23 protein-coding genes are annotated in these 24,706 nt (G+C 69.1%); 6 read left to right on the forward strand and 17 right to left on the reverse strand.

The genetic code is table 11. The annotated features are described in order from the left end of the window. Positions 1-43 precede the first annotated feature (43 nt). A complete protein-coding gene (locus B1991_RS05745; protein WP_136257825.1) occupies positions 44-1,111 on the forward strand; it encodes a 2Fe-2S iron-sulfur cluster-binding protein in 1,068 nt (355 codons plus the stop codon). A gap of 63 nt (positions 1,112-1,174) precedes the next feature. On the opposite strand, the gene B1991_RS05750 is transcribed toward B1991_RS05745, so the two are convergent. The 3 genes from B1991_RS05750 to B1991_RS05760 form a co-directional block, all read right to left on the reverse strand. Beyond that, positions 1,175-1,621: a rhodanese-like domain-containing protein gene (locus B1991_RS05750; protein WP_136257759.1), complete on the reverse strand. Its 447-nt coding sequence runs from the start codon at positions 1,619-1,621 to the stop codon at positions 1,175-1,177. Positions 1,622-1,705: 84 nt separating this feature from the next. Further along, positions 1,706-2,119, reverse strand: coding sequence for a hypothetical protein (locus tag B1991_RS05755; RefSeq protein WP_136257760.1), 414 nt, complete (start codon positions 2,117-2,119; stop codon positions 1,706-1,708). A gap of 195 nt (positions 2,120-2,314) precedes the next feature. Then, on the reverse strand, positions 2,315-2,809 hold the full coding sequence (locus B1991_RS05760) for a YiiD C-terminal domain-containing protein (protein ID WP_136257761.1): 495 nt from the start codon (positions 2,807-2,809) through the stop codon (positions 2,315-2,317). A gap of 58 nt (positions 2,810-2,867) precedes the next feature. On the opposite strand from B1991_RS05760, the gene B1991_RS05765 reads away from it, so the two are divergent. The 4 genes from B1991_RS05765 to B1991_RS05780 all read left to right on the forward strand — a co-directional run bounded on the left by B1991_RS05765 (position 2,868) and on the right by B1991_RS05780 (position 7,300). Continuing rightward, positions 2,868-3,659: a uroporphyrinogen-III synthase gene (locus B1991_RS05765; RefSeq protein ID WP_136257762.1), complete on the forward strand. Its 792-nt coding sequence runs from the start codon at positions 2,868-2,870 to the stop codon at positions 3,657-3,659. 59 nt (positions 3,660-3,718) lie between these two features. Next, the gene (locus B1991_RS05770) at positions 3,719-4,900 is read left to right on the forward strand and encodes a uroporphyrinogen-III C-methyltransferase (protein WP_136257763.1); all 1,182 of its coding nucleotides are present in this window, start codon (positions 3,719-3,721) and stop codon (positions 4,898-4,900) included. Continuing rightward, a complete protein-coding gene (locus tag B1991_RS05775; RefSeq protein ID WP_136257764.1) occupies positions 4,897-6,150 on the forward strand; it encodes a heme biosynthesis protein HemY in 1,254 nt (417 codons plus the stop codon). Before B1991_RS05770 ends, B1991_RS05775 begins: the two co-directional genes overlap by 4 nt. Before the next feature lie 97 nt (positions 6,151-6,247). Then, a complete protein-coding gene (locus B1991_RS05780; protein ID WP_136257765.1) occupies positions 6,248-7,300 on the forward strand; it encodes an alpha/beta fold hydrolase in 1,053 nt (350 codons plus the stop codon). Here B1991_RS05780 and B1991_RS05785 read toward each other — a convergent pair. The 3 genes from B1991_RS05785 to polA all read right to left on the reverse strand — a co-directional run bounded on the left by B1991_RS05785 (position 7,287) and on the right by polA (position 13,012). Next, positions 7,287-9,557: a UvrD-helicase domain-containing protein gene (locus B1991_RS05785; RefSeq protein ID WP_136257766.1), complete on the reverse strand. Its 2,271-nt coding sequence runs from the start codon at positions 9,555-9,557 to the stop codon at positions 7,287-7,289. The genes B1991_RS05780 and B1991_RS05785 overlap by 14 nt on opposite strands. A 70-nt stretch (positions 9,558-9,627) precedes the next feature. Beyond that, positions 9,628-9,846 carry a hypothetical protein gene (locus tag B1991_RS05790; RefSeq protein WP_136257767.1) on the reverse strand — a complete coding sequence of 73 codons (219 nt, stop codon included), beginning with the start codon at positions 9,844-9,846 and terminating at the stop codon, positions 9,628-9,630. A gap of 388 nt (positions 9,847-10,234) precedes the next feature. Next, complete coding sequence (gene polA, locus B1991_RS05795) at positions 10,235-13,012, reverse strand: DNA polymerase I (RefSeq protein ID WP_136257768.1); 2,778 nt, start codon at positions 13,010-13,012, stop codon at positions 10,235-10,237. Positions 13,013-13,105: 93 nt separating this feature from the next. On the opposite strand from polA, the gene B1991_RS05800 reads away from it, so the two are divergent. Next, on the forward strand, positions 13,106-13,621 hold the full coding sequence (locus B1991_RS05800) for a DUF2782 domain-containing protein (protein WP_136257769.1): 516 nt from the start codon (positions 13,106-13,108) through the stop codon (positions 13,619-13,621). A gap of 22 nt (positions 13,622-13,643) precedes the next feature. Here B1991_RS05800 and B1991_RS05805 read toward each other — a convergent pair whose 3' ends face one another. From B1991_RS05805 to cutA, 11 genes are all read right to left on the reverse strand, one after another. Further along, positions 13,644-14,351 (reverse strand): glutathione S-transferase, encoded by a 708-nt coding sequence (locus tag B1991_RS05805; protein ID WP_136257770.1) that lies wholly within the window; start codon positions 14,349-14,351, stop codon positions 13,644-13,646. A gap of 143 nt (positions 14,352-14,494) precedes the next feature. Next, on the reverse strand, positions 14,495-16,105 hold the full coding sequence (gene purH, locus B1991_RS05810; RefSeq protein WP_136257771.1) for a bifunctional phosphoribosylaminoimidazolecarboxamide formyltransferase/IMP cyclohydrolase: 1,611 nt from the start codon (positions 16,103-16,105) through the stop codon (positions 14,495-14,497). 103 nt (positions 16,106-16,208) lie between these two features. Further along, positions 16,209-16,514, reverse strand: coding sequence for a helix-turn-helix domain-containing protein (locus tag B1991_RS05815; protein WP_246031070.1), 306 nt, complete (start codon positions 16,512-16,514; stop codon positions 16,209-16,211). Between the two features lie 316 nt (positions 16,515-16,830). Next, the gene (locus B1991_RS05820; protein ID WP_136257772.1) at positions 16,831-17,673 is read right to left on the reverse strand and encodes a zinc-ribbon and DUF3426 domain-containing protein; all 843 of its coding nucleotides are present in this window, start codon (positions 17,671-17,673) and stop codon (positions 16,831-16,833) included. Between the two features lie 70 nt (positions 17,674-17,743). Then, positions 17,744-18,643, reverse strand: coding sequence for a 50S ribosomal protein L11 methyltransferase (prmA, locus tag B1991_RS05825; protein WP_136257773.1), 900 nt, complete (start codon positions 18,641-18,643; stop codon positions 17,744-17,746). Between the two features lie 108 nt (positions 18,644-18,751). Continuing rightward, positions 18,752-20,128 (reverse strand): acetyl-CoA carboxylase biotin carboxylase subunit, encoded by a 1,377-nt coding sequence (gene accC / locus B1991_RS05830; RefSeq protein WP_136257774.1) that lies wholly within the window; start codon positions 20,126-20,128, stop codon positions 18,752-18,754. Positions 20,129-20,246: 118 nt separating this feature from the next. Then, positions 20,247-20,714, reverse strand: coding sequence for an acetyl-CoA carboxylase biotin carboxyl carrier protein (gene accB / locus B1991_RS05835; RefSeq protein ID WP_136257775.1), 468 nt, complete (start codon positions 20,712-20,714; stop codon positions 20,247-20,249). A 66-nt stretch (positions 20,715-20,780) separates the two neighbouring features. Continuing rightward, positions 20,781-21,239: a type II 3-dehydroquinate dehydratase gene (aroQ, locus tag B1991_RS05840; RefSeq protein WP_136257776.1), complete on the reverse strand. Its 459-nt coding sequence runs from the start codon at positions 21,237-21,239 to the stop codon at positions 20,781-20,783. 144 nt (positions 21,240-21,383) lie between these two features. Next, the gene (locus tag B1991_RS05845; RefSeq protein WP_136257777.1) at positions 21,384-21,947 is read right to left on the reverse strand and encodes a TlpA family protein disulfide reductase; all 564 of its coding nucleotides are present in this window, start codon (positions 21,945-21,947) and stop codon (positions 21,384-21,386) included. Continuing rightward, positions 21,947-24,142, reverse strand: a complete 2,196-nt coding sequence (locus B1991_RS05850) for a protein-disulfide reductase DsbD family protein (RefSeq protein ID WP_136257778.1) — start codon at positions 24,140-24,142, stop codon at positions 21,947-21,949. Before B1991_RS05850 ends, B1991_RS05845 begins: the two co-directional genes overlap by 1 nt. A gap of 109 nt (positions 24,143-24,251) precedes the next feature. Further along, positions 24,252-24,575 carry a divalent-cation tolerance protein CutA gene (cutA, locus tag B1991_RS05855; RefSeq protein WP_136257779.1) on the reverse strand — a complete coding sequence of 108 codons (324 nt, stop codon included), beginning with the start codon at positions 24,573-24,575 and terminating at the stop codon, positions 24,252-24,254. Positions 24,576-24,706: the final 131 nt, after the last annotated feature.

Here is a 24,706-nt window from a genome sequence, read left to right on the forward strand (position 1 = left end):
GTAACGCGGGTCCGCATTGTTGTCTGTCGCGTTCACGGCGACAATGCTGCCGGTGCCCATCGTTACCCTGAAATCCTCCGGCCGACAGTTCCCCGTGGCCATCGGCGAGACCGTGCTGGAAGCGGCGCAGCGCGCGGGCGTGGCGTTGCCGTATTCCTGCCGCGCCGGCGTTTGCGGCAGTTGCAAGGCCACCTTGCTGCAGGGGCGCTGCGAGTACCCGCGCAACCCGCCGCTGGCGCTGAGCGCCGATGCGGTGGCCCATCACGCGGTGCTCCTGTGCCAGGCCGTGCCGCTCACCGACCTGCTGCTGGAAGCGCGCGAAGTGCCGTCGGTGGAGGACATCGTGCGGCGCCAGCTGGGCATGGAGGTGATCGACAAGTGGCGCCTGGCCCCGGACGTGATCGGCCTGCGCCTGCGCCCCGAACGTGGCGAGCGGCGTCTGCGCCGGCTGCCCGGCCAGTATCTGGACGTGGTGCTGGAGGACGGCCGGCATCGGCCGTTCTCGATCGCCAACCGGCCGCAGCCGGACGGCAGCATCGAGCTGCACGTGCGCCACGTCGCCGGCGGCGGTTTCACCTCCTGGGTCAACGATGCCTTGCAGGTCGGCGACCGCCTGCGCGTCGAGGGACCGCTGGGCACCTTCGTGCCGCGCGAGGATTCCGAACGGCCGATGATCTTCATGGCCGGCGGCACCGGCTTCGCGCCGGTCAAGGCGATCATCGAGCACTTCATCGCGCTGGGTACGCGTCGCCCGATCCGGTTCTACTGGGGCGCACGCAGCGCGGACGAGTTGTACCTGCGCGAGCTGGCCGAGCAGTGGGCGCGCGACGTGCCCGGCCTCGATTTCCATCCGGTGGTGTCCGATGCCGCGCGTGCCGACGGGCTGCGCACGGGCCTGGTGCATGAGGCCGTGCTGGCCGACTGGCCCGACCTGTCAGGTCACGACCTGTACATGAGCGGCCCGCCGGCGATGATCGACGCCGCGCTGCCGCGCTTCCTCGCCGCCGGCCTGCCGGAGGATCGGCTCTACTACGACTCGTTCGAATACGCGCCCGACGTGCTGGCGCAGATCATCGCCGGGCGAGCCGGCATCCACGACCTGCCGTTGTAGGACCCCGCTCGCGGGCGATGCTTTCGGGCCGGAACTCGAAAAGCATCGCGCGCCAGCGCGCTCCTACCGGTTGCCCTTGGCCACCGGCAGCTGCGCCGCATGCCAGGCCAGCACGCCGCCGCCGAGGACGTGCACGTGCTCGAAACCGGCCTTGAGCAGGCGTTGCGCGGCCTTGGCCGCATTGCCGCGGCCATCCTTGTCCATCAGCACGACCGGCAGGGATTTGGCGGCGGCCAGATCCTTCTTCTCCGGATCGAACTGGCTCATCGCCACATGCTTCGCGCCGGGCACGTGCATCTTCTCGAAGTCCGCCAGCGCGGACAGGTCGATCAGCAGCGGGTTGTCACGGTTGATCAGGCCGGTGAGCGCGGCCGGGCTCAGCTCCCTGATCTTGCTGAACATGATCCGCGCCTGGATGACCAGCAAGGCCACCAGCAGGATCACGAACAGCACCGACAGGGCGACATGGTTGCCGACAAAGGCGGGCAGCTGGTGCAGGAAATCGTTCATCGTCAGTCCATCGGCGCGCCGCGCGGCGCCGGTTCGGGTAAACCCGCGATTATACGGGTTGCGTGCGGCGGCCGGCGCCGGCGCTCATTCGCGGGTGATGTCCGGCAGCCCGCTGGTCAGCCACCAATGCTTGGTCTGCTCGTCGTAACGCCAGGTCTGGCGGTCGATCACGCTGCGCTCGGCCTGGGTGTGGATGTTGACCACGCTGATGCGCACCGTCTGCTGCACCTCGGTCGGGCCGAGTGGCACCGGGCCGCTGCCGTCGTCGTACTCGGTGACACGCACCTGCTTGTAACGCGCGCGGTCCAGTTCGCTCAGCGGATGCTCGGCGCGGAGCTTCGGGTCGATGAACTGCGCGGCACTGGCGAAATCGCCCCAGCGCAGCGTGCCGGCATAGGCCGACAAGGTGGTGGTCAGCGTGCGGCTGCGTTCCTGCGTGGCGCAGGCGGCCAGCAGCAGGAGCGACAACACCAGCAGGAGGTGCGGGATGCGGCGCATGGATGGTTCTCCTTGGCGGTAGCCGGGCCATTCTGCCTCAATCACGCCTGGGAGCGTGGGCGGTAGAAACCAAGCGGCTGCGGCTGCGTGGTTTTGGCCAGCTTTTCCGCTCCTTTTCGTTGAATAGCTACGGCTATTCGCCTCAAATGATCGAAAAATCTGACTCAAAACCATTTTGCCTCGCTCACTTGGTTTCTACTGCCCACGCTCCCCGGGGGGCGGCTCGCGCCGCTTGGCCACGAAGCGCGCCGCCAGCGAGGCCGCGGGCTGGCCGTCGGTGCCGGGGACGATGCATTCGACCGCGATGCGGGCACGTCCGCGCGCGGCCAGCGTGTCGAAGAAGGTGCCCCACTGCGCGTCGGGTGCGAGCCGTGCCTCACTGCAGAAGTCCTGCCACAGCGGCGCGAGGTAACGCACGCCGGACTCGGCCACGAACACGTCGCAGTCGATGCCGCGCCGGCGCAGCGCCAGTTCGACCAGCGCCCAGCCGCTCAGCGTCATCAGGCTGACCAGGCTGCCGCCGAACGCGCAGCCCTTGTCGTTGACGTTCGGCGCCAGCGGCGCGCACAGGCGCAGCATGTCGGCGTCGTGGTGCTGCAAGCGCAGGTCCATCGCGCGGGCCAGCGGGATTTCGTCGCGGATGAAGCGGATCAGGCGCTGCGCGTCGTCGTTGTCGGAAAGAGTGTCCACGTGGCTCGGTGATGTGGCGGAAAACCCCGCAGTGTAGGGCCGCCGCTACACTGCAGTCATGCCCGACCGTCCATCCCGCGCGCAAATCCACCCGCAACCGGCGCGGCGAGCCGACGCCTTGCGCGCCCGGGTGCTCGTCATCACCCGCCCGGTGGGCACCGGCGCGGCGCTGTCCCGTCGCGTGCGCGCGCTCGGTGGCGTGCCATTGTCGCTGCCCGGTCTGGCGCTGCGCGCAGCGGACGATCCGGCGGCCATGCGCGCGCAGTTGCGCGAGGCACTCGCCGCCGAACTGGTGATCTTCACCAGCCCCGCGGCGGTGCGTCACGCAGCGGCGCTCACGCCACTGCGCACGCGGGCGATCGTGCTGGCGGTGGGGCAGGGCACCGCGCGCGCGCTGCGCCAGCATGGGGTAAAGCAGCCGTTGTGTCCGGCCCGGCAGGACAGCGAAGGCCTGCTCGCGCATCCGGCATTGCAGGCACTGCGCCAGCGTCGCGTGGCGCTGGTCGGGGCGCCGGGTGGCCGCGGCGTGCTGCGCCATGAACTGGCCGCGCGCGGCGCGCGCCTGCGCGAGGTGCAGGTCTATCGTCGCGTACCGCCGCGGCTCGATCGCCGCCATGTGAGCGCGCTGCAGGCTCTGCCGCGTTCGGCACGCGTGCTGCTGTCCAGCCAGGAGGCGCTGCACAACCTGTGCAGCTTGCTGCCGCCACCGGCGTTGGCGCGTCTGTGCGCGGCCACTGCCGTGGTGAGCAGCGAGCGGCTGGCGGAGGCCGCCGGTGCCGCGGGTTTCCGGCACATCGTGCAGGCGGACTCGGCGCTGGCCGAAGACATGCTGGCCGCCGCCGCGCGCTGACGCCGTTTTCACGCGCGGGCGCTACGAACGCAGGCGTATGGCCTGCTAGCATGCGAGCCATGAGCCAGCCAGATGAACCCACCGAGCCGTCCGCCGCGGCCGCCAGGACCCCGGCTTCGCCGCGGGACATGCAGCCCGATCCGGTGATCGTCGACCCGCCGCGCTCGCGCCCGGCACCCACCGCCCGCGCGCCCCAGCCGCGTGGCGGCGGCACCCTGGCATTCGCCCTGATCCTGTCGCTGCTGGCGCTGGCCGCCGCGGCGTGGGTCGGCTGGCAGCAATGGCAACAGCAGCGCGGCAGCACCGCCGATCGCCAGGGCGTGGCTGCCCTGCAGCAGCGCGCGGAAGGCATCGAGTCGCGCCTGGGCGGGCTGGCCGACCAGCGCGCCAGCCTCGACCAGCGCATGGACGACGCGGCGGCGGTCAACCGGTCATTGCGTGAAGAATTGCTGGGCCAGAACGAGCGCATCCGCAACCTGGAAGACGCCGTGGCCAAGCTGGCGGAGAAGAGTCTCTCCGGCCACGACGCCATGCTGCTGGACGAAACCGATTCGCTGCTGCGCATGGGGGCCGAACGTTACCGCCTGTTCCACGACGCGCCAGCGGCGGCTGCCGCCTATGGTCTGGCCGACCAGACCCTTGCGGCGGTCAACGACGGCGCCTTCAGCGGCGTGCGCCAGGACATCCAGGCCGAGCGCGAAGCCCTGCTGAAAAGCCAGCCGACCGACCAGGCCGGGCTGCTGCAGCAACTGCAGGCACTGCGCGGCACGATCGGCGAGCTGCCGCTGAAACCGCTCGATACTCCTGCTGCTGCGCAGGCCACCGACGCCTGGTCGCGCATCCGCCGCGCACTGGGCAGCGTGGTCAGCGTGCGTCGCGACAACGGTGCGCCGCTGGCGGTAGCCGATGCCCGCTTCGCGCGCGAGCTGGCCGCACTGGACCTGGCGCAGGCACAGGCCGATCTGCTCGCCCATGACAGCGTCGCCTATGCCGCGGCATTGCAGCGGGTGGACGCCAGCCTGGCGAGCCAGTTCGACAACGACGCCAGTTCGGTGCAGCAGGCCCGCGCCGCGCTGAAGACGCTGCAGGAACAGCGACCCGCCGACAGCGCCGTGGAACTGGGTGCGGCCTTGCGTGAACTGCGCAACCTGCGCGCGGTGCATGCGCTCGCGCCCGCGTCGGCCCGGTCCGCGGCGAAGCCCGCCGTTCCGGCGGCACGCCGGGGTGGAGCGCAGCCATGAAGTGGTGGCGCTGGCTGTTGCTGCTGGTGATCGTGGCGGCCGTGGCCGCGTTCGGCTGGCACTGGGTGGCCGAAGATCCGGGCTACGTGCTGCTGCGCATGCGTGGCTGGCGGGTCGAGACCACGGTGGTCGCCGCGGTGGTGCTGCTGCTGCTCGCATGGGCCGTGCTCAGTCTTGCATGGACCCTGCTGCGCTGGCCGTTCGGCGCGCTCTCGCGGCGCCATCGCCGACTCAGCCAGCAACGTCTGGGCGAAGGTCTGGTGGCACTGATCGAGGGCCGCCACGGCGATGCCGAGCGCGACCTCAATCGCGCCTCGCGGCTGGAAAGCCTGCGCGGCCCGGCCCTGCTCGCCGCTGCCGAAGCCGCGTCGCGCCGCAGCGAGTCCAGCCGCGCGCTGGACTCGCTCGATCGCGCCTCGCAATACGCCCCCCAGGCTGCTCGCGTGTTGCGCGCCCGCCTGCTGCGGCGCTTCGGCCGGCCGGCCGAAGCGCTGGCGCTGCTGGCGCCGGAAGCGGACAAGGGCACGCTCACCCCCGGCGGCTGGCGCGAGCTGGCGCAGGCGGCACGCGAAAGCGGCGACCTGCGTCGCGCGCGCACCGCGCTGGAACCGCTGCAGAAGAGCGGCGCGCTCGGCAGCCGCGCTTACGCGGCACTGGAAGCGCAGATCCTGGCCGACACCTTGCAGGCCGCACCGGACGGCGCCGCGCTGAACACGCTGTGGTCGCAGTTGCCGAAAGCGCAGCGCCGCGTGCCGACCGTGGTCGACGCCTACGCGCGCCGCGCCGCGTTCTTCGGGCTGGTGCTGCCGGCGATGGACGAACTGGAGTCGGCGCTGCGCCGCGAATGGTCGCCGCGCCTGATCGAAACCTGGGGCCTGCTCGCCGGCGACGATCTCGAACCGCGCCTGCGCCGCGCCGAAGCCTGGCTCGACGTGCATCCGAACGACGCCCACCTGCTGCTCGCCCTGGGCCGCATGTGCGTGCGCCTGAGACTGTGGGGCAAGTCCCGTCAGTATCTCGAACGCTCGCTGGCGCTGGAGCCCGCTGCCGGCGCGTGGGAAGCCCTCGGCGACACGTTCGCCGGCCAGGGCGATGCCGGCGAGGCGCAGCGCTGCTATCGCAACGCGCTGGCGATGACCCGCGGCGAAACGGTACGCGCCACGCCGGGCAAGGCTGGCTCCGGCATCGACACCACGGCCATCGCGGTGGAAGAGCGCGACCAGCACGGCGTGCCGAGGTTGCGCGGCTGAACCCGGCCCACTCGGGCCGCGCCAAGCCTCCGACCTCCACCGGCGAACTTCCATCCATTGCCCCGGTCACAGACCCGATCTCGAACCGGAGCAGCGCATGGAATATCGACCCGCGGGACTGCTTGGCCTGGCCTGCAGCGGCCTGCTGATTGCCGCTGTGGCGACGGCGGGTTCGCCGCCGCCCGCGACCACGCCCGACAGCTATGCCCAGCCCGGGCAGCGCATCGCCATTGATCACGGACGCAGCCTCAACCTGCGTTGCAGCGGCAGCGGGCCGATGACGGTGCTGCTGGAGGCCGGTGCGCATGCCGATTCGCAGAGCTGGTTCCGCGTGCAGCCGCTGCTGGAATCGCATGCGCGCGTGTGCGCCTATGACCGCGCCGGCTACGGTTTCAGCGACGAGGGCCCGTTGCCGCGCGATCTCGCCGCGGACGTCGCCGACCTGCGCGCGCTGATCCGCGCCGCCGGCCTGCGCGCACCGCTGCTGCTGGTAGGTCATTCGCTGGGCAGCAACATCGTGCGCCGCTATGCCAGCGAGCATCCGGACGATGTCGCCGGGATGGTGCTGGTCGACCCGCCGGCACAGGACCAGGCACGTTTCCTGCCGGCATCGTGGACGAAGGACGAAGCCGCGCTGACGACGCAGCGCGACGCCTTCATCGCCAGCTGCGAGCAGGGCGCCGAGCACGGCACGCTGGACCAGCCGCCGCCGGCGCTGGCCTCGTGCGTCGGTGGCCCGCTGCCGTGGCAGAGCGCGGCGGTGGCCGCCGCCGATCACGCGCGCAAGCTGCGCCCGGCGTTCTGGCACACCTTGCGCTCGGAGCTGGCGCAGAACGTGTCGGTGTTCGCCGCGCCGGTGCCGGCAAACGAATCGCATGGCGGTATGCCGCTGCTGGTGCTGCAGGCTTCGGGCACTTATGCGGACGCGCCCGCTGCCATGCGCAGGCCGCTGGAGGCCGCGCGCGCGGCGACGCAGCAACGCATCGTCGCCAGCTCGACCCGCGGCATGCTGCGCAAGGTGGCCGACAGCTCGCACGACATCGAGATGGACCAGCCCCAGGCAATAGCCGATGCGGTTATGCAGGTGCTGAAGGAACTCGCTCCGGCCCGGGCCGACGTGGCGTCGCGCGCGCCGGCTACAGCGCAGTGAGGTTGGCGTAGGCCGCCACCAGCCACTTGCTGCCCACGCCTTCGAAGTTCACCTGCAGGCGGGTGTGCGCGCCGCTGCCTTCGGCGCTGAGCACCACGCCTTCGCCGAAGCTGGGATGGCTCACGCGCTGGCCGAGTTTCACCGGCAGCGACTCTTCCAGGGAGGGCGACGTCTCGTGCGCACGACCGGCGTACAGCGGACGGGTCACGTGCACGCGCGGGCGCACCTCGTCGATCAGCTCGGCCGGCATTTCGGCGAGGAAACGCGACGGGCGGGTCAGCATCTCGGCGCCGTGCATGCGGCGCGATTCGGCATGGCAGACAACCAGCCGTTCGCGCGCGCGGGTGATGCCGACATAGGCGAGCCGGCGCTCCTCCTCCAGCCGACCCTCGTCGTTGACCGAGCGCTGGCTGGGGAACAGGCCCTCCTCCATGCCGACCAGGAACACCACCGGAAACTCCAGCCCCTTGGCCGAATGCAGGGTCATCAGCTGCACGCAGTCCTCGCCTTCGGCGCCCTGGCTTTCGCCCGCCTCCAGCGCGGCATTGGAGAGGAAGGCGTTGAGTTCGCTCAGGCCTGCGTCGATGTCCTCCGCCGAGCGCTCGAAGCGGCTGGCCACGTTGACCAGTTCGTCCAGGTTCTCCACCCGCGCCTCGGCATTGCCGCGACTGTCCTTTTCGTAATAGTCGCGCAGGCCGCTGTGGGTAATGGCGTGGTCGATCTGTTCGGCGAGGGTGAGGCCCTGGCTTCCCTCTGGGGATGAAGGTACGGGCGGCACGGAGCTTTCCGGTGATTCCGTCCCCGCACTCCGGCCCTGTTCCCCGAGGGAGAGGGTCTGAAAGGCGTGCGCCATCTGGTCGATCATGGCCAGGAATCCCTTCACCGCATTCTTCGCGCGGCCGGCCAGCTCGTTGCCGCTGGCCAGTTCGATCAGCGCCGCTTCCCACATGGAGACATTGTCGCGCCGCGCGCGTCGGCGCAGTACGTCGAGTGTGCGCTCGCCAATGCCGCGCGGTGGGGTGTTCACCGCGCGCTCGAACGCGGCATCGTCGTGGCGGTTGGCGCTGAGGCGCAGGTAGGCCAGCGCGTCCTTGACCTCGGCACGGTCGAAGAAGCGCTGGCCGCCGTAGACGCGATAGCCGATGCGGCGCTGGACCAGCTGCTCCTCGAAGTTGCGCGATTGCGCGTTGGAGCGATAGAGGATCGCGCAGTCCTGCGCACTGCCGTGCTCGTCGATGTACTCGCGGATGCGCTCGACCACGAAGCGCGCCTCGTCCTGCTCGTTGTAGGCGGCATACAGCGCAATGCGCTCGCCGTCCTCGCCGGCCGTCCACAACTGCTTGCCGAGGCGGCTGCTGTTGCGCTGGATGACGTGGTTGGCCGCCTGCAGGATGGTCGAGGTGGAGCGGTAGTTCTGCTCCAGCTTGATCGTGCGCGCACCGGGAAAATCGCGCAGGAACTGCTGCATGTTCTCGACCTTGGCGCCGCGCCAGCCGTAGATCGACTGGTCGTCGTCGCCGACCGCGAAGACCTTGCCGGTGCTGCCGGAAAGCACCCGGATCCAGGCGTATTGCAGGGTATTGGTGTCCTGGAACTCGTCGATCAGCAGGTGGCGCCAGCGTTGCTGGTAGTGCTCCAGCACGGCGGGATTCTTCAGCCACAACTCGTGCGCACGCAGCAGCAGCTCGGCGAAGTCGACCAGGCCGGCGCGGCGGCAGGCTTCCTCGTATGCCGTGTAGATGTTGACGAAGGCATGCGTCACCGGATGGTCGCGATGTTCGATGGCGTCCGGTCGCTTGCCCTCGTCCTTCCACTGGTTGATCTGCCAGCAGGCCTGCCGCGGCGGGAATTTCGCCTCGTCCAGTCCCAGCCCGGCCACCACGCGCTTGACCAGCCGCTGCTGGTCGTCGGAATCCAGGATCTGGAACGTTTCGGTGAGACCGGCCTCGCGCCAGTGCCGGCGCAGCAGGCGGTGGGCGATGCCGTGGAAGGTGCCCACAGTCAGCCCCTGCGTGCCGCCGGGGATCAGTGCGGCCAGCCGCGCGCGCATTTCGCCGGCCGCCTTGTTGGTGAAGGTGACGGCGAGGATTGCCCACGGCGGCACGCCTTCGGCCTGCATCAGCCAGCCGATGCGGTGGGTCAGCACGCGGGTCTTGCCGGAGCCGGCGCCGGCCAGCACGAGGTAATGCCCGGGCGGGGCGCAGACGGCTTCGCGCTGGGCTTCGTTCAGCGGATCGATCAGGTACGAGACATCCATCCTGTCCATTGTAGTGGCCACCAACGAAAACCGCCGCGAAGTGCGGCGGTTTCCGGTGGGTCGATGCGTTTCAGCGCTTTTGCATGAAGCCGCCGATGGCCAGCAGCGCGCCGACCACGATGCCGACAATGCCGATCCACTGCGGCACGCCCTTGTCGTGCGTGGCGGTGAGCTTGGCCGAACCGATCTGTACCAGCGTATCGGTGTCCTGGTAGAAGGCATGCCCCGCAACCACCCAGATGCCCGCGGCGACGAGAATGATGCCAATGACGATCAGAGCTGCACGCATGATATTCCCCGTGGTGATGGTGGATCGAGTATGCCCGGGCGGCCCGCACGGATGAAGTGAAGAAGCCCCACCAAACCGCGGGGATGGAACGGCTCTTTCTGAAGAGTGCGGCCATGGATGGCCGCTTCTTGAACTTGGCGTTCATGGACGAACGCACAAGTACTGCCCAAAAAAAGGCCCCGAAGGTTAGGGGGAACCTTCGGGGCCGGGGCAGACGCGAAGACCCAGGGGAGAGGTTCGCGACTGTGGCCGCCCAGGGAGGTGGGCTAGGCCGCGGATGCCGTTGCGTGCATCCGATGAATTAGATGCGGCTGGACCGGGAAAGTTGCAAGGTTTCCGCAGAAATTCAACCGCGATTCATTCTCATGAAAAATTAACGCATGCCGGGTCAATGCGCCTCGTCCCAGTTGGCGCCCACGCCGACGTCGACCAGCAGCGGCACGGACAGTTTCGCGGCGCCGGACATCCGCTCCGACACCGCGCGGCGGACCTCCTCGACGGCGTCGGCGCGCACCTCGAACACCAGTTCGTCGTGCACCTGCATCAGCATGTGGGCGTCGTCGCGTTCGGCCAGCCATGCGGCCACGGCGATCATCGCGCGCTTGATGATGTCCGCCGCGGTGCCCTGCATCGGCGCGTTCACCGCGGCGCGCTCGGCGCCCTGGCGCAGGCCGGCGTTGCGAGAGGTGAGGTTCTCCAGGTACAGGCGGCGGCCGAACAAGGTCTCCACGTAGCCGTCGCGGTGCGCCTGTTCGCGGGTGGCATCCATGAACGCGCGCACGCCGGGGTATCGCGAAAAATAGCGGCCCATGTAGTCACTGGCTTCGCCACGATCCACGCCGAGCTGGCGGGCCAGGCCGAATGCGCTCATGCCGTACATCAGGCCGAAGTTGATCGCCTTGGCGGCGCGGCGCTGGTTGGCGCTGACCTCCTCCGGCTTCAGCCCGAACACCTCGGCGGCGGTGGCGCGGTGCACGTCGCCGCCTTCATGGAAGGCCTTCAGCAGGCCCTCGTCGCCGGACAGGTGCGCCATGATGCGCAGCTCGATCTGCGAGTAGTCCGCCGCCATCACCTTCCAGCCGGGCGGCGCGATGAAGGCCTGGCGGATGCGCCGGCCTTCCTCGGTGCGCACCGGGATGTTCTGCAGGTTCGGGTCGGACGAGGAGATCCGCCCGGTTGCCACCGAGCCCTGGTGGTAGCTGGTGTGCACGCGGCCGGTGCGCGGGTTGACGATGGCGGAAAGCTTGTCGGTGTAGGTGCTGCGCAGCTTGGCCAGACCGCGGTAGTCGAGGATCAGCCGCGGCAGTTCGTGCACGTCGGCAATCGCCTCCAGCGCCTCCTCGTTGGTGGAGGGCTGGCCGGTCGGCGTCTTCAGTCTTGCCTCGAGGCCCAGTTCGTCGAACAGCACCGCCTGCAGCTGCTTGGGCGAATCGAGGTTGAACTCGTGCCCGGCCAGCGCGTACGCCTGCTGCTGCAGCTCCAGCATGCGCTTGCCCAGTTGCTGGCTCTGCCGGCGCAACTCGTCGCCGTCGATCAGTACGCCGCGGCGCTCCATCTCCGCCAGCACCGGCACCAGCGGAATCTCGATCTCCTCGTACACGCGTTGCAGCGAGGGCACGCTCTGCAGTTTCGGCCACAGCGCGTGGTGCAGGCGCAGGGTGACGTCGGCGTCCTCGGCGGCGTAGCGGCAGGCGGTGTCCAGGTCCACCTGCGAAAAGGAAATCTGTTTGGCACCCTTGCCGGCGACCTGCTCGTATTTCACCGTCTCGTAGCCGAGGTATTTCCTCGCCAGCGAATCCATGTCGTGGCGCGTGGCGGTGGCGTTCCACACGTAGGATTCCAGCATCGAATCATGCTTCACACCCTGCACCGTGATGCCGTAATGCGACAGGATGTTGATGTCGTACTTGGCGTGCTGGCCGAGCTTGGGCCGCGTGGGGTCCTCCAGCATCGGCTGCAAGGCGCGCAGCACGTCGCCGCGGTCGAGCTGCGGCGGCGCGCCCGGGTAGTCGTGGCCGAGCGGGATGTAGCAGGCCTGGCCCGGCTCCACCGCGAAACTGATGCCCACGATGTCCGCGCGCATCGCATCGAGGCTGGTGGTCTCGGTGTCGAACGCGATCAGTCCGGCGTGGCGCAGCTTCTCCAGCCACGCATCGAGCTGTGCCTGGGTGGTGACGAGTTCGTAGGCACCGTTGGCCGAGGACGCGAAGCCCGTTTCCGCCGGGGAGGGCGGTTGGAGTGCGGCTTCGGTGGCGCCGTGCGCTCCTGCCGCGCCCTCGCCCCCGACCTCCCGGCCGGCGGGAGCGGATGTTGAAGTATCCGCGCCGGCATCCAGCTCCTTCAGTGCCGCCTTGAACTCGTAGCGCGCGTACAGCTCGCGCAGCCGCTCGACATCGGCTTCGCGCCGGGCCAGGTCGGTGGGGCCGAACTCCAGCGGCACGTCGGTCTTGATCGTCGCCAGCTGGCGCGACAGCGGCAGTTGCGGCAGCGTCGCGCGCAGGCTCTCGCCGATCTTGCCGCCGACCTTGTCGGCATTGGCCATCACGCCGTCGAGCGAATCGAACTCGGCCAGCCATTTGGCGGCGGTCTTGGGGCCGCACTTGGGCACGCCGGGGATGTTGTCGATGGCGTCGCCGGTGAGCGCGAGGAAGTCGATGATCTGCGACGGCATCACGCCGAATTTTTCCATCACGCCGGCGCCGTCCAGCACCGTGTTGCTCATGGTGTTGACCAGGGTGACGTGTGAACCGACCAGCTGGGCCATGTCCTTGTCGCTGGTGGAAACCTCCACCTCGATGCCTTGCGCCTGTGCCTGCAGGGCCAGCGTGCCGATCACGTCGTCGGCCTCGACGCCGGGGACGCGCAGGATCGGGAAACCCAGCGCGCCCACGATCGCCAGCATCGGCTCGACCTGGGAACGCAGGTCGTCGGGCATCGGCGGGCGGTTTGCCTTGTACTGGGCGTACAGCGCGTCGCGGAAGGTCGGCCCGGGCGCGTCGCTGACGAAAGCCAGGTAGTCGGGCTTCGCCTTCAGTGTGGCGCGCAGCATGTTGACCACGCCGAACAGTGCGCCGGTGGGCTCGCCGCGGGCGTTGGAAAGCGGCGGCAGCGCATGGAAGGCGCGGTAGAGGTAGGAGGAGCCGTCGATCAGGATGAGTTTGGGCATGGGCGCGATTCTCGCATGCACGGCGAAATGTCGCGTTTCACGGAAGCGCCTCGGGTGCGCTGCTATGCTGCCCTCCCCATCGAGGTTGCCGCCATGAAAATCCCCGCCGTGCCGGTTGTTGTCGCCACCCTGCTGTCCGCCGCGGTGTTCGCCGCGGCGCTGCACGCCCAGACGGCCGCGCCGAGCCCGGCCTTGCCGCCGCCCGGGATGAACGATCCCGGCGTGCAGGCAACTCCGCCGCCCGCCACGTCGGCGGCTCCCGCCACCGCGTCGAAGCCCGACCTGCGTCCGCTCACCCTGCCGGCGATGAAGAGCGGCGACAGCCGCATGGGCCGCCCCGCGGACGAACCCGAGGTGCAGATCCGCCAGCAGGGCGACAACACGGTGCAGGAATACAGCCGCAACGGTCGCGTCTACATGGTGGTGGTCACGCCCAAGCACGGCCTGCAGCAGACCTACATGGTCGACCCGCAAGGCCGACTGGTGGACGAACACGGCCAGCGACGCGCCACACCCGCGCTGTACAAGGTGCTGGAATGGGGCAAGAGTCCCCCGCCGGCCGAGCCGGCCGACAATGCCGGCGCGCCGGCTTCCAGCAGCAGCCGTTGAGCCTCGCCATCGGCGCGGCTGCTCAGGCCGGGTCGTCCAGCTCCGGGTAATGGCGGAAGATGCCGCTCTCGTTGAACGGCACGCGTCGCGACGAGGCCAGGTAGGCCGCGATGCGCGGTCGCTTGGCCACGCTGGCGTGCAGCGCGTGCAGCAGGGGCAGGTCGGGATGCAGGCGTTGCATCGCGCGGGGAAACGCGTAGCTCAGGCCGCTCACCAGCTGGAACAGTGACAGGTCGACGTATGAGTGCCGGCGCAGGGCATGGCCGCCGCCGCGCTCCAGCACCTGCTCGAAATGGTCGAGGAACTTCGGCAGCCGCTGCGTGCGCAGATCGCCGGCCCGGCGGAGCGCCTCCTCGCGCTGGTCCTCGTAATACAGGCTGCTGGCGATCGGATGATGCGAGTCGTGCACTTCGGCCACGAGATCGGCGATGGTCAGTTGCAGCTGGTTGGCGTAGAGCCGCGCGCTTTCGCTTTCCGGTGCCAGCGACAACTTGCAGCCCAGGTACTCGAGGATGTTCGCGGTTTGCGCGATCAGCAGCCGGCCCGCCTTGAGGAAGGGCGGCGCGAACGGCAGCGGCCCTTCGTGCACGCCGTCGAGGTAGCGCAAGATGGCATCGTCGCCTTCCTCGCGCGCCACGTCGACGTAATCGGCGCCGGCATCCTCCAGCGCCAGCCGCACGAATTCACCGCGGCCCTGGATGCCGCTCCAGTAATACAGTTCGTAGCGCATGGCGGTCTCCGCAGCGGGATATCCGATGCTGCGGCGTGACGCTTCTACGCGACGTGTAGGAGCCCGCTCGCGGGCGATGCTCTTGCCTTTGCGAAGCCCCGGGAAAAGCATCGCCCGCGAGCGGGCTCCTGCCGGGCGTGCGCTCAGTGGCGGAAATGGCGCATGCCGGTGAACACCATTGCGATGTCGTGTTCGTCGGCGGCGGCGATCACCTCGCCATCGCGCATCGAGCCGCCCGGCTGGATCACCGCGACGATGCCGGCTTCGGCCGCTGCGTCGATGCCGTCGCGGAACGGGAAGAACGCATCGCTGGCCATCACCGAGCCGCGCACTTCGAGCTTCTCGTCGGCGGCCTTGATGCCGGCGATCTTCGCGCTGTAGACGCGGCTCATCTGGCCGGCGCCGATGCCGATGGTCTGGCGATTCCTTGCGTAGACGATGGCGTTGGACTTGACGAACTTGGCCACCTTCCAGGCGAAGATCAGGTCGTGGATCTGCGCCTCGGTGGGTGCCTTGCGCGTGACCACTTTCAGGTCCGCTGCGGTGATCATGCCGGTATCGGCGCTCTGCAGCAGCAAGCCCGAACCCACGCGCTTGGAGTGCATGCCGGGGTGAGCGTCACGCAGGTCGCCGTGCGTCGGCAGCGGGATCACCAGCACGCGCACGTTGCCTTTCTTGTGGAACGCCTTCAGCGCGTCGTCCGCGTAGGCCGGCGCCAGCACCACCTCGACGAACTGGCGTTCGACGATCGCCTTCGCGGTGGCGCCGTCGACTTCGCGGTTGAACGCGATGATGCCGCCGAAGGCGGAGGTGGGGTCGGTCTGGAAGGCGAGGTCATACGCCTTGCCGATGCCGTCCAGGCTCACCGCCACGCCGCAGGGGTTGGCGTGCTTGACGATCACGCAGGCCGGCTTGACGAAGCTGCGCACGCATTCCCATGCGGCGTCGGCGTCGGCGATGTTGTTGAACGAGAGTTCCTTGCCCTGCAGCTGGCGAAAGCAGGCCAGCGTGCCCGGGTGCGGGTACAGGTCGCGGTAGAACGCCGCGCTCTGGTGCGGGTTCTCGCCGTAGCGCAGGTCCATCAGCTTGACGAAGCGGCCGTTGACCTGGCCGGGGAACATGTCGTGGCCGGCGATGGCGTCCTGCGCGTCGTTGAGTTGCAGCGCGGACAGGTAATCGCTGATCGCGCCGTCGTAGCTGGCCACGTCGTTGAACGCGGCCACCGCCAGCTTGAAGCGCGTCGCGCGGGTCAAGCCGCCCTGCGCCTCGATCTCGTCCAGCGCCGCGTCGTACTGGGCGGGCGAGGTCAGCACGGCCACGTCGTTCCAGTTCTTCGCCGCCGAACGCAGCATCGCCGGACCGCCGATGTCGATGTTCTCGATCGCCTGCTCCAGCGTGCAGTCGGGCTTCGCCACCGTACTCTCGAACGGGTACAGGTTCAGCACCAGCAGGTCGATCGGTGCGATGCCGAGTTCGGCCATCACCGCGTCATCGGTGCCGCGCCGGCCGAGCAGCGCGCCGTGCACCTTCGGGTGCAGCGTCTTCACGCGGCCGTCCATGATCTCGGGGAATCCGGTGACGTCGCTGACTTCGGTGACCGCGATGCCCGCCTCGCGCAACGCGCGCGCCGAGCCGCCGGTGGAGAGCAGTTCCACTCCCATGGCCGCAAGGCGCTGCGCCAACTCGATCAGTCCCGTCTTGTCGGAAACGCTGAGCAAGGCGCGACGGACGGGAACGATGGCGGGGGCAGACATGGCTTCTCCGGTATGCGGGATTCGTGACGGGTCGTGGCGGCCGTGCGGGGGAGTTCGGTGACGCGGTTTCGGCGGTGGCGAATCCGGCGTCCCGAATCCCGGCTCAAAGCAGGCCGTGCGTGGCCAGCTTCTTGCGCAGCGTGGCGCGGTTGATGCCCAGTGCCACGGCGGCGCGGCTCTGGTTGCCGCCGTGGAAGGCCAGCACCTCGCGCAGCAACGGCACTTCGACTTCGCGCAGCACCAGTGCGTGCAGGCCCTCGGCGCATTCGGTATCGCCGATGTCGGCGAGGTAGCGGCGTACCGTGCGGCTGACGCATTCGCTCAGGGCGCTGCTGGAGCCGTGCGCAAGCGCAGCTTGCGACGAGGTCGATACGGCAGCCTCGGCGGCAGGCAGTCTGGCGGCATTCACGGATACTTTCCCTCGCATGCGGTGCGGCGGCTGCGAGGGCCGCTGCGTTCACTGGTGGCAGTTGGTGCGTTCGCAGCTGGATCGAATGCCGGACGGCACTCGGCGCGAGCGACTGAGTCTACCCTTGTGCGCGGTCGATTTTAAGTCCCTCGACAGGCGCGGGATGTTCTGATCCGTTCAGCGCCCGTGTCCCCCCGGCTTCGTGTTCGTGGCCAGTCGTATCGGTCTCGTCACGTTTGTCTGGTGGACAACATGCCGTTTGCGCCGGATGGGTCGGGCCTTCGTGGGCCGTCGATCCACGCGCTGCCGGCGTGGTTCATTCGAAGCCGAACTCGAACGCGACGGCCTTGTCGCCGGGATCCTTGACCTCCAGCAACAGCACGGCCACGGCACCAGGTGCCAGGCCCTGGCGCAAGGTCACAGGATCGTCGAGATACTCCGCCGGCTGCAGCCGGCGCATGGCCAGGCGCTGGCCCTGCGCGTCGGACAGCGTCACCGTCACCACCGGATAGGGTTGGGCGAAGCTGGCGTCGTTGCGCACGCTGGCACTGATCATCAGGGCGTTCGGCACGCTGGGATGCGCCTGCACGTTGCTGGCGAGCAGGCGCAGGCGCTCCGGCGCGGCCACCAGTGGCAGCCGGCAGTGCAGCACGGCACAGCTGCTGCGCAACCAGCTGCCTGCGGTCGGATCGCGGATCAGGGCGTCGCGTTTGGCCCAGGCCAGTTGCGCCAGCAACAGCAGCGTCAGCACACCGCAGGCAAGTACCCACGGCCAGTTGCGTTCGCCCGAGGCGGCGCGCATGCGATGGGGTTTTCCGTGCGCGTGCCTGGGTCGGCGACCACGTGGCTCGCGGGCGAAGCGCGGCGCGAACACCAGCCGGGAAAAATCGTCGGGCAGCGCGCTGGCCGGCTGCTCGATCGCCACCACCTCCGGCTCGGGTTGCGGCCGATAGACCACCAGGTCCAGCAGCGGCGGCTCCAGCGCAGGCTCGTTGATGGCCAGTTCGACGAACGGCTCGGGCGGCAGCTGTTCGGTGAGCGTGGCCAGGCTGCCGAAGCTGGCGTTGCAATGCCCGCACACTACGTGACCGTGTGCCTTCGCCAGCGTCTGTGCATCCAGCGAAAACACGGACAGGCATTCGGGGCATTGGGTATACATGCGTCGCCGCTTCAACCGGTATCGCGCAAGCTTAACAGGCTGTCCGGAGCATGCGGACGCAGCGCCGGCGTCAGTGGCGACGACGCCCGCTGATACGCACCCAGTCGTCGCGAAGGTCCGCGCGCAAGTCCTCGAACCATTCCGCGTAACGCGTCAGCAACTCGTCCTGCTGGCCGGCGAGGATGCCGGAGATCGCGAATGGCGCGCCGGGTTTTGCCGCGGCGGCGAAGGTCGGCGCCAGTGCGTCGAGCGGCCCGGCGAGGATATTGGCCACGAACACGTCGGTGGCGTCGCCGGGGTGATCTTCCGGCAGGAACAGCGTCAGGCGATCGACCACGCCGTTGCGCCCGGCGTTGTCGGCCGAGGCGGTGAGTGCTTGCGGATCGTTGTCGATGCCGATCGCAGCGCTGGCGCCGAGCTTCAACGCGGCGATGGCCAGGATGCCGGAACCGCAGCCGTAATCGGTGATCGTCTTGCCCTGCAGGTCGAGCCCGTCCAGCCATTCCAGGCACAGTGCGGTGGTCGGGTGGGTGCCGCTGCCGAAGGCGAGGCCCGGATCGAGCCGCACGACGACGCTGTCGTCGCCGGTTGGTGGCTCGATGTTCCACGGATAGATCCACAGCCGGCGGCCGAATGCCATCGGCTTGAACTGGTCCATCCACGTGCGCTCCCAGTCCTGGTCGGCGACGTCGCGGAAGCTCAGCTGATCCGGCTCCAGCCACGGCAACAGGTCGCCCAGTGCCGCGGCTAGGCCGCGCCGGTCGGCACGCTCGTCGAACAGCGCATCCAGCGTGATCGTCGGCCACAGCGGCAGCTCGCCCACGCCCGGCTCGAAGATCGCCTGCTCGTCCGGCGTCTCGGCGTCGGCATCGCGCAGGGTGATCGACAGCGCGCCCAGATCCTCCAGCGCTTCTTCCACGCGCGGCTGCTGCTCGGTGCGGACGATCAGGGAGAGTTCGAGGAAGGGCATGGGCGAGGAGTGGGGAGTTGGGAGGTGAGGGAAGTGCGGGAGCCGGGCGGGTGTGTCGGAGGGGAGAGGCGCGAGGCGCGCGCCTCCCCTCTGCTCACTTTCCGTCGCTCACTTCTCCGCCGCGCCGGCGGCGGCCTTTTCCTTCTGCTCGGCCATCCGCTTCTCGAGGTAATGGATGTTCTGGCTGCCTTGCTGGAAGCCGACGTCGGCCATGATCCGCTGCTGCAGCGGGATGTTGCACTTGACGCCTTCGATGACCGTTTCGGCCAGCGCCAGCTGCATGCGCGCGATGGCGGTCTTGCGATCCGGGCCGTGCACGATCAGCTTGCCGATCATCGAATCGTAGTTCGGCGGGATGCGGTAGCCGTCGTAGAGGTGGGTGTCCACGCGCACGCCGGGGCCGCCCGGCGCCTCGAAGCGCCTCACCGTGCCGGGACTGGGCATGAAGGTGTCCGGATCCTCGGCGTTGATGCGGCACTCGATCGCGTGGCCGTTGATCTCGATGTCCTCCTGGCGGATCGACAGCTTCTCGCCGCCGGCGATCAGCAACTGCTCGCGCACCAGGTCCACGCCGGTGATGAACTCCGTCACCGGGTGCTCGACCTGGATGCGCGTGTTCATCTCGATGAAGTAGAAGCGGCCGTTCTCGAACAGGAACTCGAAGGTGCCGGCGCCGCGGTAGCCGATGCGCAGGCAGGCATCGACGCAGACCTTGCCGATCTGCGCGCGCAGCTCGGGCGTGATGCCCGGCGCCGGCGCTTCCTCCACCACTTTCTGGTGGCGGCGCTGCATCGAGCAATCGCGCTCGCCCAGGTGGATCGCGTGGCCCTGGCCGTCGGCCAGCACCTGGATTTCCACGTGGCGCGGGTTCTCCAGGAACTTCTCCATGTAGACCTGATCGTTGCCGAAGGCCGCCTTGGCCTCCTGCTTGGTCATCACGATGGAGTTGCCCAGGTGCGCCTCGGTGCGCACCACGCGCATGCCGCGGCCACCGCCGCCGCCGGCGGCCTTGATGATCACCGGGTAGCCGATCTCGCGCGCGATCCTGATGCTGGCGTCGACATCCTCGCCCAGCGGCCCGCCGGAGCCCGGCACGCAGGGCACGCCGGCCGCCTTCATCGCGCGGATCGCCTCGACCTTGTCGCCCATCAGGCGGATCACGTCGGCGGTGGGCCCGATGAAGATGAAGCCGGACTGCTCCACCTGCTCGGCGAAGTCGGCGCGCTCGGAGAGGAAGCCGTAGCCCGGATGGATGGCCTGGGCGTCGGTGATCTCCGCCGCCGCGATGATGCGCGGGATGTTGAGGTAGCTGTCCGCCGACGGCCCCGGGCCGATGCAGATCGCCTCGTCGGCCAGGCCGACGTGTTTCAGGTTGCGGTCCACGGTGGAGTGCACCGCGACCGTCTTGATGCCAAGGCTGTGGCACGCGCGCAGCACGCGCAGCGCGATCTCGCCGCGATTGGCTATGACGACTTTTTCTAGCATGGGAAGCTCCGAAGGAGCAGGGAGCGGGAGCGTGGAAGCGGTGGACGGGGACGAGCGCGATGCCGCAGCGGCTGGCTCTCCTCCGTTCTCCGTTCCCCGTTCCGTGCCCCCCGCCGAATCACGCAATCACGAACATCGGTTCGTCGAATTCCACGGGCTGGCCGTTCTCGATCAGGATGGCCTGTACGGTGCCGGCGACTTCGGCTTCGATCTGGTTGAACATCTTCATCGCCTCGATCACGCCCAGGGTGTCGCCGACCTTGACCTGCTGGCCGACCTTGACGAAGGCGGGCGCGCCCGGCGAGGCGGAGGCGTAGAAGGTGCCGACCATCGGCGCCTTGATCACGTTGCCGGCGGGCAGGGTGTCGGCGGGCGCGGCTTCGGGCGCGGCGACCACGGGAGCGGCGGCGACCGGAACGGGCGCTGCCGCCTGCGGAGCGACGGCCGGCGCGGCGGCCACCATCGGTGCGGCACCCTTGGGTACGCGCGAAAGGCGCACGACTTCCTCGCCCTCCTTGATCTCCAGTTCGGCGAGGTTGGATTCCTCGAGCAAGTCGATCAGCTTCTTGATTTTGCGCAAATCCATCGGATCAGCCTTTGGTCAGTCATGCCGCCACCGGGGCGGCTGGAAGGAAACGGGTGTCGCCGGCGCTCAGGCGTCGGCCGGGGTGGGCGCTTGCAGTCGCTGCATTGCCGCGTCCAGCGCCAGCGCGTAGCTGGCGCTGCCGAAGCCGCAGACCACCCCGAGCGCCAGGTCGGACAGGTACGAGTGGTGGCGGAACGGCTCGCGCGCGAACACGTTGGACAGGTGCACCTCGATGAACGGGATCGCCACCGCGGCGAACGCGTCGCGCAGGGCGATGCTGGTGTGGGTGAAGGCGCCGGCATTGCAAAGGATGAAGGCGGTACGGTCGTCGCGCGCCTGGTGCACGCGACCGATCAGCTCATGCTCGGCGTTGGACTGGAACCACAGCAGCTCGTGGCCCGCCGCCTGGGTGCGTTCGGCCAGACTCTGGTTGATCCCGGCCAGCGTTTCGCGGCCGTAGATCTGCGGCTCGCGCGCGCCCAGCAGGTTGAGGTTGGGTCCGTGCAGGACCAGGATCTTCGCCACGAAACCACCCGAGTTGCGTCCGGAGGCCCCGGAACCCGGCGCAGTGTGCGCGTCTCGTTCGATGTTGTCCAGTTCGCGGCAGTTCGGCGATGTTCAGCGGAGAACCATGGCGATCCCCCTGCGCTGGCGTATGTTGGCAAGGGCTCAGTGGGTGCCCTGGACCGGTGCCAGCCACCGGGTCAGCAGAGCCGGGGAGAGCATGCCGGCATGGGAGGCGATAATGCGCCCATCGGCGCCGATCAGGACGCTGAACGGCAGGATCTCGGCCTCATCGCCAAGTTGCAGCGACGTGCTTGGCGCGTCCAGACTGCCCAGCAAAATCGGATAATTCACCGGTTGGTCGGCCAGAAACGCGCGAACGTGATCGGCCTGATCCATCGCAATTCCGAGCACGATCACGCCCTGATCGCCGAACTTGCGCTGGGCATCGTCGAGCGCAGGCATCTCCTGCAGGCACGGGCCGCACCAGCTGGCCCAGAAGTTGATCAACAGGCGGCGGCTGCGGTACTCGTCCAGTGCATGCACCCGCCCATCCAGATCCGCCAGTGTCAGCGACGGCAGCGGCTGGCCGATCATGGTCGATTCGCCCGGCGCGACGACCGGCATGGCGGGGGTTGGGTGGTGGCGCCGGTACTGGGCCAGGCCGCCACCCAGCACGGCGGCCAGCACGGCCAGCGAGAGGATCACGCCGGAGGTGCGATCGAGCATCAGCGAGCCGCGTCGGTCAGTGCCCGCTCGACCATCGAGGGGGTCAGCACGGTCGACAATTGCCGGCCGGGGCCGCCATCCTTCGGAAACACCACGTACAGCGGCACGCCCGGTGAGTGGTACTGCGCCAGGAAGGCGCTGATCGCCGGGTCCACGTCGGTCCAGTCGCCCTGCATGTAGACCGCGCCGGTGCGCTGCAGCAGGTTGCGGAAGCGCGGCGTGTCGAGCACCGTGTGCTCGTTGGCCTTGCAGGTCACGCACCAGTCGGCGGTCATGTCCACGAACACCGGCGTGCCCGCCTGGCGCAGCGCGGCCAGTTTCGCGGCCGAGTAAGGCACCACGCCTTCGATGGTGCGGGCCGCGGCCGAGGGCGGCGGTACCTGGCTGAGCAGGCTCATCGGCACCAGCGTCGCGATCGCCAGCATGGCCACCGCCAGCTTGCTGATCATGCCGCGCGAGCGGCTGCGCTCGAACCACCACAGGGTCATCGCGAGCAACACCATCGCCACCAGCACCAGGCCCACGGCGTCGGCGCCACGCTGGTTGGCCAGCACCCACACCAGCCACGCGGTGGTGAGGTACATCGGGAAGGCCAGCACCTGCTTGAGCGTTTCCATCCAGCGCCCCGGCTTGGGCAGCCAGCGCGCCACCGCCGGCACGAAGCCGATCGCCAGGAACGGCAGCGCCAGGCCCACGCCCAGCGCCAGGAACACCAGCAGCGCCGACAGCATCGGCGCGGTAAACGCATAGGCCAGTGCGCCGCCCATGAACGGCGCGGTGCAGGGGCTGGCCACCACCACCGCCAGCACGCCGGTGAAGAAGTCGCCCGCCGGACCGGCGCGCCGCGCCAGGCCCGCGCCGGTGTTACCCAGCGACGTGCCGAACTGCACCACGCCGGACATCGACAGACCCACCGCCAGCATCACGCAGGCCAGCACGCCGACCACCAGCGGTTGCTGCAACTGCGTGCCCCAGCCCAGCGCGTGGCCGGCGCTGCGCAGGGCGAGGATGCCCAGCCCCAGCACGGCGAAGCTGCACAACACGCCGGCGGTATAGAACAAGGCATGGTGGCGACGTGCCTGCGGACTGCTGCCGCTCTCCAGCACGCCGACCGCCTTGATCGACAGCACCGGCAACACGCACGGCATCAAGTTGAGGATCAGTCCGCCACCCAGCGCCAGCGCCAGTGCGGCGAACAAGCTGGTGCGCAGCGGGCCGCCGTTGGCGACCGGTGGCAGTTCCTTGGCAGTACTGGTCGGCGTGCCGGTGGCGATCGCGCCACTGCCGACATCGAGCTGCACCGTGCGTGTCATCAACGGGTAGCACAGGCCGCCGTCCTGGCAGCCCTGGAAGGTCGCCTCCAGCGTCAACGGTCCCGGGCCGGCGGGTGCGCCGGTGAGCGCCACCGGTACCTCGACCTGGTCGAAGTACACCGTGACTTCGCCGAACTGCGGGTCCTGATGGCGCACGCCGGCAGGCCACGCGGGCGTGTCCAGGCGTGCGCCGTCGGCGTCCTTGAGCTTGAGCGTGGTGTGATCGCGATACAGGTAATAGCCCGGCGGCATCGTCCAGCGCAGCAGCAGTTGCTGCGGGCTCTGCGCCAGCGCGTCGAAGCGGAACGCCTGCTCGGGCGGCAGCGGCGCCTGCGTCGTGCCGGCGGACGCGGCGGAACCGCCGCGGCCGAGCCGGCCCAGCGCCGCGCCCAGCGAACCGGCTGCCGCAGTCGATTCACCGGCGGCGGTGGGCAGCGCCAGATCCAGCTGCTCGGTATGCGGCGGGTAGCAGATCTTCGGGTCGACCTCGTGGCAGCCCTGGTACTGCACGCCGAGCTTCAGTCGGGTGGTGCCCGCGGCGACGGTGTAGGGAATGCTGGCGTCGATGGTGTGGCGGTAGGTCTCCACGTCGCCGAGGTATTCGTCGTGGTGCTTCGTGCCGTCGGGGAGTTGCGCCTCGCCGAGGGTGACGCCGTCGCCGGCCTTGAACTTCATGCGGCCGCGATAGAGGTAGTAGTCCGGTGCGATCTTCCAGTGCAGCTTCAGCACGCCGGGCGTGCCGGCGTCGGCGCTGAGCTGGTAGGCCTCGGTGACCGGCAACAGCCCGTCGGTTTCCTGCGCGAAGACGGGCAGGGCGGCAAGCAGCAGGCCCACGCCCAGCAGCAGGCGGGCAAACATCGGGCCGACGAACAACGATCGCATCACGACTCCGGAACACATGAGGCCCGCGCGCGGGCAGCGGCCCATTATGGCGCAGCCGGTTCGCCGGGCCGTGGCGTGCTTCATTTGACCGCGCCGGGGGAAGGTTTGCTCAGCCCCGGCTGTGCTGGCGCACCCAGTCGAGGTAGGCGGCGTGACCTTGCGCCACCGGCACGGCGATCAACTCGGGCGCCTCGTAGGGATGCAGTTCGAGCAGGCGACGTTCCAGCGCCGACAGGCGGGCGGCGGTGGTCTTGATCAGCAGCAGTTCCTCGGTATCGGTGTGCACCGCTTCCTGCCAGCGGTAGGTCGAACGCACCGCGGCGACCTCGCTGACGCAGGCGGCCAGCCGTTCGTCGACCAGCGCCCGGGCAATCCGCCCGGCGCTGTCGCGGTCGGGGCAGGTGCAATAGCAGAGCAAGACGGTGTCGGGCATGCCGGCCAGCCTAACCGGCGGAGCCGCCGGGCGCACCCGGTCCCGGGCACGTCGCCCGCCCCTTGAAAGCCGTACCCACCCACCCAATTAGCTGTACGTTCCGGTTCGAACGTCTTGCAGCGGCGGCTTGT

Origin of the sequence: Rhodanobacter lindaniclasticus (genome assembly GCF_004799035.1) — a bacterium.
Classification (GTDB): Bacteria; Pseudomonadota; Gammaproteobacteria; order Xanthomonadales; family Rhodanobacteraceae; genus Rhodanobacter; species Rhodanobacter lindaniclasticus.